General features: G+C 65.2%; 9 protein-coding genes. 3 read left to right on the top strand and 6 right to left on the bottom strand.

Features of this window, described 5'->3' with window-relative positions; all coding sequences use genetic code 11:
• Window positions 1-132: 132 nt before the first annotated feature.
• Genes ACE103_RS12700 through ACE103_RS12690 form a run of 3 tightly spaced genes read right to left on the bottom strand, consistent with a single transcriptional unit; the run spans window position 133 to window position 5,241 of the window.
• Window positions 133-2,076, bottom strand: coding sequence for an alkyl/aryl-sulfatase (locus ACE103_RS12700; protein WP_375779698.1), 1,944 nt, complete (start codon window positions 2,074-2,076; stop codon window positions 133-135).
• Window positions 2,077-2,126: 50 nt separating this feature from the next.
• Window positions 2,127-3,947: a flavin-containing monooxygenase gene (locus tag ACE103_RS12695; RefSeq protein ID WP_375779697.1), complete on the bottom strand. Its 1,821-nt coding sequence runs from the start codon at window positions 3,945-3,947 to the stop codon at window positions 2,127-2,129.
• A gap of 49 nt (window positions 3,948-3,996) precedes the next feature.
• The gene (locus ACE103_RS12690) at window positions 3,997-5,241 is read right to left on the bottom strand and encodes an acyl-CoA dehydrogenase family protein (protein ID WP_375779696.1); all 1,245 of its coding nucleotides are present in this window, start codon (window positions 5,239-5,241) and stop codon (window positions 3,997-3,999) included.
• A 103-nt stretch (window positions 5,242-5,344) separates the two neighbouring features.
• Between ACE103_RS12690 and ACE103_RS12685 the strand changes: the two genes are divergently transcribed.
• Complete coding sequence (locus tag ACE103_RS12685; protein ID WP_375779695.1) at window positions 5,345-6,133, top strand: IclR family transcriptional regulator; 789 nt, start codon at window positions 5,345-5,347, stop codon at window positions 6,131-6,133.
• Window positions 6,134-6,177: 44 nt separating this feature from the next.
• Complete coding sequence (locus tag ACE103_RS12680) at window positions 6,178-7,158, top strand: Bug family tripartite tricarboxylate transporter substrate binding protein (protein WP_375779694.1); 981 nt, start codon at window positions 6,178-6,180, stop codon at window positions 7,156-7,158.
• Between the two features lie 21 nt (window positions 7,159-7,179).
• On the opposite strand, the gene ACE103_RS12675 is transcribed toward ACE103_RS12680, so the two are convergent.
• The 3 genes from ACE103_RS12675 to ACE103_RS12665 are packed head-to-tail and all read right to left on the bottom strand — an operon-like array spanning window position 7,180 to window position 11,088.
• On the bottom strand, window positions 7,180-8,283 hold the full coding sequence (locus ACE103_RS12675) for an ABC transporter ATP-binding protein (protein ID WP_375779693.1): 1,104 nt from the start codon (window positions 8,281-8,283) through the stop codon (window positions 7,180-7,182).
• Between the two features lie 15 nt (window positions 8,284-8,298).
• Window positions 8,299-9,324 carry an ABC transporter substrate-binding protein gene (locus ACE103_RS12670; RefSeq protein ID WP_375779692.1) on the bottom strand — a complete coding sequence of 342 codons (1,026 nt, stop codon included), beginning with the start codon at window positions 9,322-9,324 and terminating at the stop codon, window positions 8,299-8,301.
• Window positions 9,325-9,345: 21 nt separating this feature from the next.
• Window positions 9,346-11,088, bottom strand: coding sequence for an ABC transporter permease (locus ACE103_RS12665; protein ID WP_375779691.1), 1,743 nt, complete (start codon window positions 11,086-11,088; stop codon window positions 9,346-9,348).
• Between the two features lie 545 nt (window positions 11,089-11,633).
• Between ACE103_RS12665 and ACE103_RS12660 the strand changes: the two genes are divergently transcribed.
• Window positions 11,634-13,031 carry an MFS transporter gene (locus ACE103_RS12660; RefSeq protein WP_375779690.1) on the top strand — a complete coding sequence of 466 codons (1,398 nt, stop codon included), beginning with the start codon at window positions 11,634-11,636 and terminating at the stop codon, window positions 13,029-13,031.
• The last annotated feature ends 45 nt before the right edge of the window (window positions 13,032-13,076 follow it).

Raw genomic sequence — 13,076 nt, 5'->3', positions numbered from 1 at the left:
TCAACCCGTCATCCTGAGGTGCGAGCGGAGCGAGCCTCGAAGGATGAATCGGCCACCAGCGGGGCCGTCGACCCTTCGAGACGCCACTACGCGGCTCCTCAGGGTGACGGTCGACGTTTTAAGTACGCGGCTCTAGCTCACCACCGTCCGCTTCGGCTCGACGATCTCGAACATCCGCGGGAATTCGTCCATCAGCATCATCAATTCACCGAGCCGCAGCGGCTCGCCTGATACCTTGACCTTGCCGGCGCCGACGGCCTCCGGGAAGGTGGTCAGCTTGGCGATCACCTCGTCGAGCACGCTGCGCGCCAGCGTGAAGCTGGCGTGCGCGTCGCTCGCCTGCGCCCCCTTGACGTAAGTCAGGGCCGAATTCTCGAGGTTGAGGACGAAGCTCTCGCCCGTATCGGTAAAATTCCAGTTCAGCACGATGCGCTTGCCCTCGGCCTTGGGGCCGTTGAGGCGGACGCCGAGCACGTCCCAGAGCTGCTCGGTGCGGAGCGCAGCCAGCGTCTCGCGCGGCATCGGCGAGCGCGGCGGCGTCTTCGGCATGCCCTGCCGCAACTCCTGGGCACCGAACAGATAGGCGTTGCGCCAGGTCGAGCTCTCGGCGGCGTAGCCGAGTTGCTCGAACGTGTCGGCCAGCAACGCACGCGCCGCCTGGTTGTCGGGCTCGGCGAACACGAGATGGCTGACGGCCTGCGCGACGAAGCGGAATTCACCCTTGGCGAAATCCGCGGCAGCGCGTTTCAGGATGGCATCAGCGCCGCCCATATATTCGACATACTTCTTGCCGGCCTCGACCGGCGGCAAGGCATCGAGATTGACCGGATTGGCGTCGTACCAGCCGAGATACTTCTGGTAGATCGCCTTCACATTGTGCCTGATGTGGCCGTAATAGCCGCGGCCGTGCCAGGCGCCCTCTAAGCTCTGCGGCAGCCTGATGGTCTCGGCGATCTCGGCCGCATTGAGCCCGTGGTTCATCAGCCGGATGGTCTGGTCATGCGCGTATTTGTAGAGGTCGCGCTGCTGGCGGATCATGGTGTCGATCCGCTCCCGCCCCCACACCGGCCAATGATGCTGGCCGCACATCGCCTCGGCCTTGCCGCCCCACATCTGAAGCGCCTCGCCGAGATATTTCGACCAGGCCAGCGCATCGCGTACATCGGCGCCTCGGAACGGCAGCAAATTGTGGAAATTGTGCGTGCAGTTCTCCGCGAGGTTCAGCAGCTTGTAGCGCGGAATGAAGAAATGCATCTCCGCCGGCGCTTCGCTGTTCGGCGCCATCTGGAATTCGAACTCGACGCCGTCGATGATGCGCTTGTCGCCGGTCGCGATGATCAGATCGGTCGGCCGCAGCAGCGCCACGCCGCCCGCCGCCATGGTCTTGCCGAGGCCGCAATCGACCTGGCCGCGCACGCCCTTGGCGAGGAACGGTCCGAACTGGTATTGCGCGCGGCGCAGCATCGCCGGCCCCGCGATGATGTTTTCGGAGACCGCGTGCTCCATGAAGAAGTTCGGCGCGATGATTGGCACGCCCGCCGCCAGCATGGCGTCGTCGAGCACGCCGCGCGCGCCGCCCCAATGATCGGTGTGGGTATGGGTGAAGATCACTGCGGCGACCGGCCGCTTGCCGCGATGCTGGAAGTACAATTCCATCGCGGCGCGCGCGCCCTCGATCGAGGTCAGGGTGTCGACCACGATGACACCCTTATCGCCCTCGATCAGCGTCATGTTGGCGATGTCGAGCCCGCGCACCTGGTAGACGCCCGGCACCACCTCGAACAGGCCGTGATGCATGTTGAGCCGCGACTGTCGCCACAGGCTCGGATCGACGGTCGCGGGCGCTTTCTCCTCGGACAGGAAGCCGTATGGCTCGAGGCTCCAGACCACCCTGCCCTGGGCCGAGGTGACGCGCGCGTTCTCGATGGTGCCGAGAAAGCCGCGCGCGGCGTCGTCGAAATCCCTGGTGTCGGCGAACGGCAGCGCCTTCAGCGTTGCCTCGTGCTGCGCGATGACCGGCGCGGATGCCGCCTTCGGAAGTTCGTGCGACGTCTCACCTGCGGTTGTCTGGGTCATTACTCAAGCACTCCCTCGTTTGGCGAAGATCAGTCCCGATCGCGCATCCCTCAGCGGAATTGCACGCCTTCGAACTGGCCGCTGCGGCGCCAGCCGTCGATGTATTTGAAGTAGGCCAACGCGCCCGCCGGATAGCCGACATTGAGCTTGGCGGCAGGCCCGGGCTCGCGGCCCTCATTGTTGTAATAACCTGGCGTGCAATCGGGCCCGCCGATCATTCGGCCGACCGCGGTCAGCAGCAGCTCGACCCAGCGATCCTCGGCGTCCTTGCTGACTTCGATCTCCTTGAAGCCGTTGTCCTGCGCGTGAGCGACTATCAAGGCGATGGTCCGCGCCGCTTCCGTCAAATTGTGCGGCACGTTGGAAATGAGGTTGGCGCCCTGCGTCGGCTGCACGAAGAACACGTTGGGGAAGCCGTGCACGTGGATACCGTGCTTGGTGCGCATACCCTTGGCCCAATGCGCCGACAGCTTGATGCCGTCGCGGCCGGTCAGATCGAAGCCCGCACGCCTGCGATATTCGGTCCCGACCTCGAAGCCCGATGCGTAGATGATGCAGTCGAGCTCGTATTCCTTGCCCGCGACGACGATCCCGTTCTCGGTGATCTCTTCGACGCCCTTGCCATCGGTATCGACCAGATGCGTGCCGGGCGTGTTGAACGCCTGAAGATAGGCGTCGTGGAAGCACGGCCGCTTGCAGAGCTGGCCGTACCAGGCTTTCAGATTCCTGGCCGTCTCGGCATCACCGACGATGCTGTCGACCCGGTTGCGGATCTCCTCCATCTTCTCGAAGTCGGAATCCTCGAACACCGCCCGCATGTTTTCCACGGTCCGCTGCTCACGCGGCAGCAGCATCACCTTGGCGCGAATCCGCTTCGACAGATCGGTCCAGCCGTCCTGAACCAGGTCTTCCTCGGCCGATCCGCCGGCCTGGTTGGCGGTGAAATTCTCCAGCCAGCGCTGTTGCCAGCCCGGCGTTGCGATATCGGCGAACCAGTCGGGATCGATCGGTCCATTGCCGCGCACGTCGACCGACGACGGCGTACGCTGGAACACGTAGAGCTCCTTGCAGGCGCGCGCGAGGTGCGGAATGCATTGCACCGACGTTGCACCGGTGCCGATGATGCCGACGCGCTTGTCGGCAAGCTTGCCCATCGGCGCGCCCCGGGGATCGCCGCCGGTATAGTCGTAATCCCAGCGGCTGGTATGGAACGAGTGGCCCTTGAAGCGTTCGATGCCGGGAATGCCGGGCAGCTTCGGCACATGCAGCGGGCCCGTGCCGATGCCGATATATTGCGCGGTGAAGGCGTCGCCCCTGGTGGTGCGGACGATCCAGCGCGATTGCGCCGCGTCCCAATCGAGGCTCGTCACCTCGGTGTGAAACAGCGCGTTGTCGTAGAGATTGAACTGCCGGCCGATGCGCTGGCAGTGCGCCAGGATTTCGGGCGCATGCGCGTATTTCTCCGTCGGCATGTGGCTGGTCTCTTCGAGCAGCGGCATATAGACCATCGACGCCGTGTCGCACTGCGCGCCGGGATACCGGTTCCAGTACCAGGTGCCGCCGAAATCGCCGCCCTTCTCGACAATGCGGACATCCTTGACCCCGGCCTCGGTCAGCCGGGTCGCGGTGGCGAGCCCGGCAAAGCCACCGCCGATGAAGGCGAAGGTGACGTGATCGGTCTTCGGCGCGCGCTCCACCACCGGCGTGTAGGGATCCTCGAGATAATGCGCGAGCTGGTCCTTGATCTGGAGATACTGGTCGTTGCCGTCAGGACGCAGCCGCTTGTTGCGCTCCTCTTGATATTTCAGGCGCAGCCGCTCCTTGTCGATCGCGGCGGGCTTTGCGTCTCGGGCTTGCTCGGTCATCGTCATCGGAAGGGCGCCTCGTTTCAGGAAAGTCTAGTGGACACTGTAGCGCCGCTCAGGCGGGATGTGCAGCAAGATAGGGCGAATTGGCGATCGACCATTCCGGCATCGGCTCCATCCGGAAGATCTGCCGCAGATGCACCTCGTCGGGTCCGTCGCCGATCCGGAGCAGCCGTCCCCACGCCAGCGCCTGATGGATCGGCGTATCGTCCGAGCCGCCCATCGCGCCGAACACCTGCATCGCGCGGTCGGCGATCTTCTGCAGCATTGCGGGCACCGCAACTTTGATCAGCGAGACGTCGCGCCAGGCGCCGTGATGGCCGGCCTGATCGAGCCGCCAGGCGCAGCGATACGCGAGCAGCCGTGCCTGCTCCAGCTCGACGCGGGCTTCGGCGATCCAGCGCTGCACGGTATCGTACTGGATCACGGTGCGCCCGAATGCGCCGCGCTCCGCGGCGCGCGCCATCATCAGCTCGATCAGGAGCTCGCAGAGCCCGACCGAGCGCATGCAATGATGGATGCGCGCCGGTCCGAGCCGGATCTGCGCAACCTTGAAACCCTCGCCCTCGGCACCGAGCAGATTCTCCACCGGCACCCGCACATTGTCGAACACCAGTTCACCAATCGGCGCGACATGGTCCTCGCAGCCCATCCAGCGCAGTCGTCGCACCAGCCGCACGCCGGGCGCATCCATCGGCACGATGATGCAGGAATGCCGGCTGGTGCGCTCGGCGCCGGCATCGGTGACGCCCATCACGATCAGGAAGCTGCAGCGCGGATGCGCCGCGCCGGTGATGAACCATTTGCGGCCGCTGATGATGTAATGGTCGCCGTCGCGCACCATCCGCGTTGCGATGTTGGTGGCGTCGGACGAGGCCACATCGGGCTCGGTCATGCCGAAGGCGGAGCGCGTCTCGGCGTTGAGCAGCGGCGCCAGCCAGCGCTTCTTCTGCGCTGGCGTTGCGCAGGCCTGCAACGCGATCATGTTCGGCACGTCGGGCGCCTGGCAGTTGAACACCTCCGGCGCCCAGAACAACCGCCCCATGATCTCCGCCAACGGCGCGTAGTCGAGATTGGAGAGGCGCGTGCCCGGTTCATCGTCTGCCAGTTCGGGCAGACCGAGATTCCACAGGCCCGCCGCGCGCGCCTGTTGTTGCAGCTCGGCCATGAAGGGCGGCGTGTCGCTGTGCGCGCGGACGTGGTCGAGCCAGGTGCGATGGCGCGGCAGCACCGCTCGCTCGAAGAAGGCCAACAGATCTTTCCGCCACCGCTCCGACCGTTCGGACAGATCGAAATCCATGCCGCCTCCCGTATTTTGGGCGCGAGATAACCCTATATCGAAACGATTTGCAAATTCATTTCGATATATTGACATTTATGGCCATTTGAGACCATTATTTCGTATGGCGGCATTGTCCACTCTCGAATCTCAGGCGGATCCCTCCTTTGCGACCACCCTGGCGCACGGGCTCGATCTGTTGGCGGCCTTCCGCAACCACGCCGGCCCGCTCTCGAATGCGGAGCTTGCCGAACACACCGGCCTGTCGCGGCCGACCGTTTCGCGCCTGAGCTACACGCTGGAGCAGCTCGGCTATCTCAGGCGCGACGCCAAGGGCCGCTTCGTGCTCGGGCTCGGCGTGCTTGCCGCCGCCTATCCGGTGCTATCGTCGCTCAAGGTCCGCCAGCTCGCGCGTCCGCTGATGCGTGACTTCGCCGCCTATACCGGTGGCACGGTATCGATCGCGATGCCGTTCGGGCTCGACTTCATCTATGTCGAAACACTGCGCACCACGGACGCCGTGCCGCACGTGCCTGACGTTGGCTTTGTCTCTTCGCTGGCGCCGACCGCGGTCGGGCGCGCGCTGCTGTCGCTGTTCACCAAGGACGAACGCGACGCCTATGTCGCGCGCGTGAAGGCCGAGCGCCCCGAGGAGCTCGACTACGTCGAACGGCGCACGCTGCCGGACATCGAGCTCTGCAACGAGCGCGGCTTCGCAGTCTCGCTCGGCGAATGGCGTCGCGAGATTTTTGGCGTCGCCGCCCCGCTGTACCGCACGCCCGCCGGCGAGTGCCTGTCGGTCAATTGCGGCATCCCCTCGTTCCGCTTCAGCGCCGAGCAGATCGAGCGCGAATGCGGGCCGCGTATCCTCGGGCTCGCCCGCAGCATCCGTTCGCTGGTGGCCGACAACTAGACCACGCATCGCACGAACGATGCGGGAGACATCGGGAGGGAGAGATGCGCGGCATTGCAACCGCCACGGCCTTGCTTGCGGCCGCAATCACGGCGCTGTCCGGCGGCGTTGCTGTTCGGGCGCAGGACAATTATCCGAGCCGGCCGATCCACATCATCGTGCCCTACCCTGCCGGCGGCATCGTCGACATCGTCGCGCGCGCCGTGACCGAGCAGGTCGGCCGCGACTGGAAGCAGACCGTCGTGGTGGAGGCACGGCCCGGCGGCAACAGCAATATCGGCACATCAGCCGTCGCACGCAGCGAGCCGGATGGTTACACCTGGGTCGTCACCGGCCCCGCGCTGCTCGTCAACCCGGATCTCTACAAGGACGCCGGCTGGAACGCGGCAAGGGATTTCAAGTGCGTCGGCCTTGCGGTGTGGAATCAGAGCGTCGCGCTGGTGCATCCGTCGATGCCGGTGAACAGCATCGGGGAATTCGTCGAGTTGGCCCGCAAGCGGCCCGGAGAGTTCAATTTCGGCAATCCCGGCACCGGCTCGTCGATCGACCTCAGTGCGCAAAAGCTGTTTCAGGTCGCCGGCATCAAGCTGACCAATGTCGGCTACAAGGGTCAGCCGCAGGCCCTGATCGACCTGATGACCAACTTGATGCATTTCGAGATCGTCTCGCTCGAGCTTGCGCTGCCGCACATCAAGGCCGGCAGCGTCAAGCCGCTCGCGGTGTTCACCGACAAGCGCGTGCCCGACCTGCCCGACGTCCCGACCATCGCGGAGGCGGGCTTTGCCGAGGCCGCCTACGTTCCCTGGTATGGCATCTACGTGCCGGCAGCGACACCGGCGCCGCTGCTGGAGAAGATCAATGCGGCGATCAACAAGGCGTTGCAGAACCCCGCCGTGCAGCGCCAGCTGTCGCTCGCCAATATTCCGGGCAAGCCGATGTCGCTCGACGAGCTCTCCGCGCTGATGAAGGCAGATCAGCAGAAGCTGACGACCGTGATCAAGACTTCGGGAATGGCGCTGCAGTAGCTTCTGCTCAGTAGATTCTGTTTAGTCTTGGGACACCGACCCATTGTCACGGTAGGCCCACAGGCATTCGCGCGGCAGCGCGACCTGCGCCTCGACGCCGACCTGATGGCGCGCGGCGGTGCCGAGCTCGATCGCCTCCAGCCGCTTGCCGAACAGCTCGATGCCGTAGGCGGTCTGCGTGCCCTGGTAGCGCCGGTCGAGCACCTTCGCCGCAAATGTATTGGCGCCATCGGGCCGGCCGATCGCGATGTTCTCGGGCCGCAGCGCCACGCGCACCTTCTCGTCGGGATTAAGCCGCTGGAACAGCGCGACCTCACCGCGCCGGCCGTCGCCGAAATCGACCAATCCATAGCCGCCGTCGCACGCGACCAGCGTGCCGGCGAGCTCGTTGGTCGCGCCGGTGAAATTGGCGACGAACAGATCGGCCGGACGGTTGTAGATCACGTCCGGCGTGTCCATCTGCAGCAGCTTGCCGTCGCGCATCACGCCGATCCGGTCGCCGAGCACGACCGCCTCGGCCTGGTCGTGGGTGACGTAGAGCGCGGTCATCCCGGTCTGCTTGAGAATGACGCGCAGATCGTCACGCAGCCGCAGGCGCAGTTTGGCATCGAGGTTCGACAGCGGCTCGTCGAGCAGCAGGAGTTGCGGCCGGTACACCATGCTGCGCGCCAGCGCGACGCGCTGCATCTGCCCGCCTGAGAGCGCCACCACCGGCCGGTCGGCATAGTCGGACAATCCGACCAGCGCCAGTGCGTCGTCGACCATGCGGGCGGCATCGGTGCGGCCGACGGTGCGGTGCTTCAACGGATAGATCACGTTCTGCCGCACCGTCATATGCGGCCACACCGCATAGGACTGGAACACCATGCCGAGGTTGCGCAGGCGCGGCGGCACGAGGATGCCGCGCGCCGGCGACGACACCACCCGCCCGGAAATGCTGATCTCGCCATCGGTCGGATGCTCGAGCCCGGCGACACAGCGCAGCGTCGTGGTCTTGCCGCAGCCGGACGGCCCGAGCAGCACCACGATCTCGCCGGCCGGCACGCCAAAGCTGACGCCGTCGATCGCCGGGCGGCCGATCGCGAACTGTTTCCTGAGATCGCTGACCTCGAGCGTTGCCGTCATCGCTACACCATCAGCCTATTGCCGATACCCGTAGATTTTGTCCCAGTCCGCGACCCAAGCCGCGTGAAGCTTCACGTACTCATCGAACTTTGGATACCAGAGCTTGACCACCTTGGGATCGAAGCCCTCCGGAAATGCCGGCGGCTCCTTCAACGAGGTGAGATTGCCGAGCTCCTTGATCATGAAGGTCTGTCCTTCCTTCGACAGGCACCAGTTCAGGAACAGCTTTGCCGCATTGGGATGGGCGGCCGTCTTCGGAATGCCGCTCGCATAGGGATTGACCGGCGCCCCCTCGGGCGGAAAGAAGATCTCGATCGGCGCGCCGTCCTTCTTCTTCTGGTAGATCACGTTGTAGAGCAGCGGCGCGATCGCGATCTCGCCGCGCACCAGCGCGTCGGCCGTCGGCGCGCCGGAGGGATAGAGCACGGGATGGGTCGCGGCCTGCCTGGCCCAGTAGTCCTCGCCGAGCACCTGGCGCTCGAACATGATCCGGGTCCAGGTGGTGCCGCCGGACTGCGCGAACACCTGCCCGATCAGCTTGTCGTATTGCGGCTTGGTCAGATCCATCCAGGATTTCGGCGGATCCTTCACCAGTTCGGTGTTGTAGCCAATCGACCAGGCGATGGTGGCGCGCGGCCACAGCTTCGGCGAAATCAGCGCGTCCTTGCTGTAATCGGCCGCGTTCGGCGGCGCATAGTCCTGGAACAGATCCTCCAGCGGCTGCATCAGCGCGCGATCAGAGTGGTCGACGACGTCGGCGATCAGCTTGCCGGCCGCGGCTTCGGTCTTCACGCGGGTGATGAGCTGCCCGCCGGGCGCGCGGACCATCTCGACCTTGACCTCGGGAAAGCGCTTGTTGAACGCCTTGATCACCTGCTGTTCGATCTCGGCAAAGTTCGCGGTGTAATAGACGAGCTTGCCCTCGGCTTTTGCAGCGGCGATCAATTCCGCCGAGCCGAACTCCTGTGCCCGCGCCGCCGGCGCCAGCGCGAGCGTTGCGACGCTCGCCAAGGCCAGTGTGGTGAAGGTTCGTCTATCCATCGCCAATCCTCCCCTTATTCGTTATCCGGTCCGCGCCACGTTGCCCTGCGCCGCCCCGCGCGACAGCCAGTTGGCGCCGCCGATCAGGACACCGAGCAGCACGGTCTGCACCAGGCTGAAGGCCGCGGTCTTGCCGATGTTGCCGCCTTCGTAATAGTCGAGCAGCAGCACCGACATCACCATGGTGTTGCTGGTGTAGAGGAACAGCGACGAGCCGAGTTCGCGGATCGCCAACACGAACAGGAGCGTCATCGACGCCAGCACGCCCGGCCGCGCCAGCGGCAGCACGATCGTCCTGATGGTGCCGAGCATGCCCCGGCCGCAAACCCAGGCAGCCTCTTCGAGCTCGCGATGGATCTGCAGGAACGAGGTCGACAGCGCCTTCACGGTGTCGGGCATGAAACGCGCGATGAAGGCAAGCGCGAGAATCCAGATCGTGCCGTAGAGCCCGCCGGGCACGCCGATCCAGGCCCAGAGATAGGCGACGCCGACCACGAGCCCGGGGATTGCGACCGGCAGCGTCGAGATCAGGTCGATGGCGCCGCGCCCGGCGACGCGGGTACGATGGATGGTGTAGCCGATCGCAAAGGCGAGCGCGCCGCCGACGACGGCGGTGATGATTCCGACCTCGATCGCGTTGTAGATCGACCTCATGGTCAGCGGATTGTCGAAGATACTCTCGAAATGCATCAGCGAGTACTGCCGCATGTCGAACAGGCTGGCGGCGTCGCGAATGAACATGAATTTGCGGAAAGCCGCGACGATCAGCGCCAGCGACGGCAGCACCACGACGATGAGGAGATAGACGATCCCGAGCGCGAAGGTGACCCAGCGCCACGGCCCGAGATCGAGGCTGCGCGGCCGGAACGCCTTGCCCGCAACGGTCGTATAGCTGCGCCCGCTGAGCAATTTCTGCTGCAGATAGACCAGGAGCCCCGTGACCATCATCAGGATGATCGCGACGGCCGCTGCGGTGTTGTAGAGCGGCGGCGACCAGTTGGTGAGCTTGAAGATATAGGTCGTCAGCACGTTCAGATTGGTCGGCGCGCCGAGCACGGCCGGGATGCCGTAGATGCCGAGCATCACGATGAACGACAGCAGCATGCCCGAGACGATCGCCGGCATGATCAGCGGAAACGTCACTGTGAACAGGGTGGTGAATGCGCTGGCGCCGGAGATTTCCGCGGCCTCCTCCAGGCTCGGGTCCATGTTGCGCAGCGCCGACGAGGTGAACATGTAGACATAAGGCGCGTAGTAGATGCCGAACACGAACACCAGGCCCCACATCGAATAGAGATCGATGCGCAGGTCGGAGCCCATCCACTTGAACATCGTGTTGATCAGCCCGGTCTTCGGCGAGCCGAGGATCGCCCAGGCCACGCCCGCCACCAGCGGCGGCGCGAACAGCGGCAGGATGCTGGCCGCAGCGATGAAGCCCTTGAACGGCGTGTTGGTGCGAACCACGATCCACGAGAAGAACAGCCCGATCGCAACCGCGATGACCGTGCCGCCGCCGCAGGCGATCAACGTGTTGAGCAGCGCTTCACCGACATTCGGATTGGCAAGCACGGCGAGGAAATTGGCGATCGACAGATGGCTCAGGCTGAGACGGATGCCGTCGACCACCGGATTGGTGTCGGTGAGCGCGCCGAGCAGCAGCATCAAAACGGGATAGATGACCAGGAAGCTGAGGATCGCCAGCAGCGCCGTGATCCAGAGGCCCGTGAATGCGCGGCGCCGGGTTCCCTCCCTGGCGCTTCGCATGGCTTCGCTGCGCCGGTCGGCCTGTCCGTGCAAAGCGCGCGTCCCCTCTTGCGGCGCGATCTGACGTCGCGCCTGCTTGTATGCCAACCGTAGTCGATCGCGACCGTGACGCAAGCTATCCGAAAGTCGCCTGCGTGCGGTTGTCTGACACACCGCGGGAACACGAATTCGATCGATCGCGCTCACGCGCCACGATCTCGGTGTCGTCCCTACGAAGGCAGCGACCCCATCACCACAGGGCTGTGTTGTTGAAGAGGGCTGCGGCCCCAGCGTCGCGCAACAATTGCCATTTGTGGTTATGGGTCCCGGCCTACGCCGGGACGACACTGAATTTGTTGCGCGGCCGCCGAGTCATATTTCGGCGTTCTCGCGACACAATTTGCCCGAGCTGTGCTCTTCGTTCCGCCCCTCGCCAGGAGACCGCCCCCTCGACCGCAGCCTGCCCCGCGTCCGGCAACGTCACTTCGCATACGCATCATGCAATGGCGCGGCTGGGGAACGGGATGGTGACGTAGTACATGGCGATCCCGGAGACATTTTCAGGCATGCTCGAGAAGACCCCGACCACCGCAGCTGCGGCGCCGATCACCGATGGATTGCCCTGGGAACAGCGACGCTGGGCGGTGGCCGCGATCTTCACCGCGCTGGCGATGGCCTCGCTCGATACCGCGATCGCCAACATCGCGCTGCCCGCGATCGCCAGCGATCTGCATGTCAGCCCTGCCGAGGTGGTCTGGGTCGTCAACGTCTACCAGATCGCCCTGGTCGCCACGCTGCTGCCGCTCGGTGCGCTCGGCGAAATCGTCGGCCACCAGCGGATCTTCATCGGCGGCCTCCTGCTGTTCACATTGGCGTCACTCGGCTGTGCGCTGGCGTGGTCGCTGCCGAGCCTCCTGGTCGCGCGCACCTTGCAGGGGCTCGGCGCCAGCGGCCTCATGAGCGTCAACACCGCGCTGGTCCGCTTCGTTTATCCGAGCCGGATGCTCGGCCGCGGCTTCGGCCACAATGCGCTCGTGGTCGCGAGCGCCATGTCGCTCGGGCCGACCATCGCCTCCGGCATCCTCGCGCTCGGCCCGTGGCCCTGGTTGTTCGCCGTCAACATTCCGTTCGGCATCGTCGCATTGCTGATCGGCATGAAGACGCTGCCGAAGACGCCGCGCGCTACCCACGCCTTCGACTTCGCCGGTGCGGCGCTGGCCTGCGCCTGCCTCGGGCTCTTCATCATCAGCATCGGCAGCGCCGCCCATAAGACCGCGCCCGCGCTCGTCATCTCGGAGTTTGCCGGCGCCCTGCTGTTCGGCTGGATCCTGACCCGGCGGCATGCCGACCATCCGGCGCCGATGCTGCCGATCGACCTGTTCCGCCGTCCGATCTTCGCGCTGTCGGCCGCAACCGCCGTCTGCTCATTTGCTGTGCAGGGCCTCGCCTTCGTATCGTTACCGTTCTACTTCGAGGACATACTGCACCGCTCGCAGGTCGAGACCGGCTTCTTCATGACGCCCTGGCCACTGGTGGTCGCCTTCATGGCGCCGATCGGCGGCCGGCTGTCGGATCGCTATCCGGCCGGCATCCTCGGCGGCATCGGCATGCTGCTGCTGGGCCTCGGCATGGTGCTGCTCGCGACCCTGCCGGCCCAGCCCGGTATTGCCAACATCGTCTGGCGCACCATGATCTGCGGCATCGGTTTCGGCTTCTTCCAGACCCCCAACATGAAGGCGATCATGTCGAGCGCGCCGCCGCATCGCAGCGGCAGCGCCAGCAGCATCGTCGCGACCGCACGGCTGACCGGACAGACCACCGGCGCTGCACTCGCCGCGCTCTGCTTCGCACTCGCCGATCGTGAGGGCGCAACCGTCGCGCTGGCGCTGGGTGCCGGATTTGCCGCGCTCGGCAGCGTCATGAGCTTCCTGCGGCTGGCCGTCGCCTCACCGCAAAAGGCATGACAGGCATGTTGCATGCGCGGAGCGCGACCATACACCGCGCCATCA

The organism is Bradyrhizobium sp. ma5 (assembly GCF_042258955.1).
Lineage (GTDB): Bacteria > Pseudomonadota > Alphaproteobacteria > Rhizobiales > Xanthobacteraceae > Bradyrhizobium.
Note: the sequence above shows the minus strand (reverse complement) of the source record. Positions and strands in the feature narration are given on the sequence as shown.

Coding starts and splice junctions, on each gene's coding strand:
- ACE103_RS12700 (WP_375779698.1), bottom strand. CDS start 2,076: ATGACCCAGACAACCGCAGGTGAGACGTCGCACGAACTTCCGAAGGCG.
- ACE103_RS12695 (WP_375779697.1), bottom strand. CDS start 3,947: ATGACGATGACCGAGCAAGCCCGAGACGCAAAGCCCGCCGCGATCGAC.
- ACE103_RS12690 (WP_375779696.1), bottom strand. CDS start 5,241: ATGGATTTCGATCTGTCCGAACGGTCGGAGCGGTGGCGGAAAGATCTG.
- ACE103_RS12685 (WP_375779695.1), top strand. CDS start 5,345: ATGGCGGCATTGTCCACTCTCGAATCTCAGGCGGATCCCTCCTTTGCG.
- ACE103_RS12680 (WP_375779694.1), top strand. CDS start 6,178: ATGCGCGGCATTGCAACCGCCACGGCCTTGCTTGCGGCCGCAATCACG.
- ACE103_RS12675 (WP_375779693.1), bottom strand. CDS start 8,283: ATGACGGCAACGCTCGAGGTCAGCGATCTCAGGAAACAGTTCGCGATC.
- ACE103_RS12670 (WP_375779692.1), bottom strand. CDS start 9,324: ATGGATAGACGAACCTTCACCACACTGGCCTTGGCGAGCGTCGCAACG.
- ACE103_RS12665 (WP_375779691.1), bottom strand. CDS start 11,088: ATGCGAAGCGCCAGGGAGGGAACCCGGCGCCGCGCATTCACGGGCCTC.
- ACE103_RS12660 (WP_375779690.1), top strand. CDS start 11,634: ATGCTCGAGAAGACCCCGACCACCGCAGCTGCGGCGCCGATCACCGAT.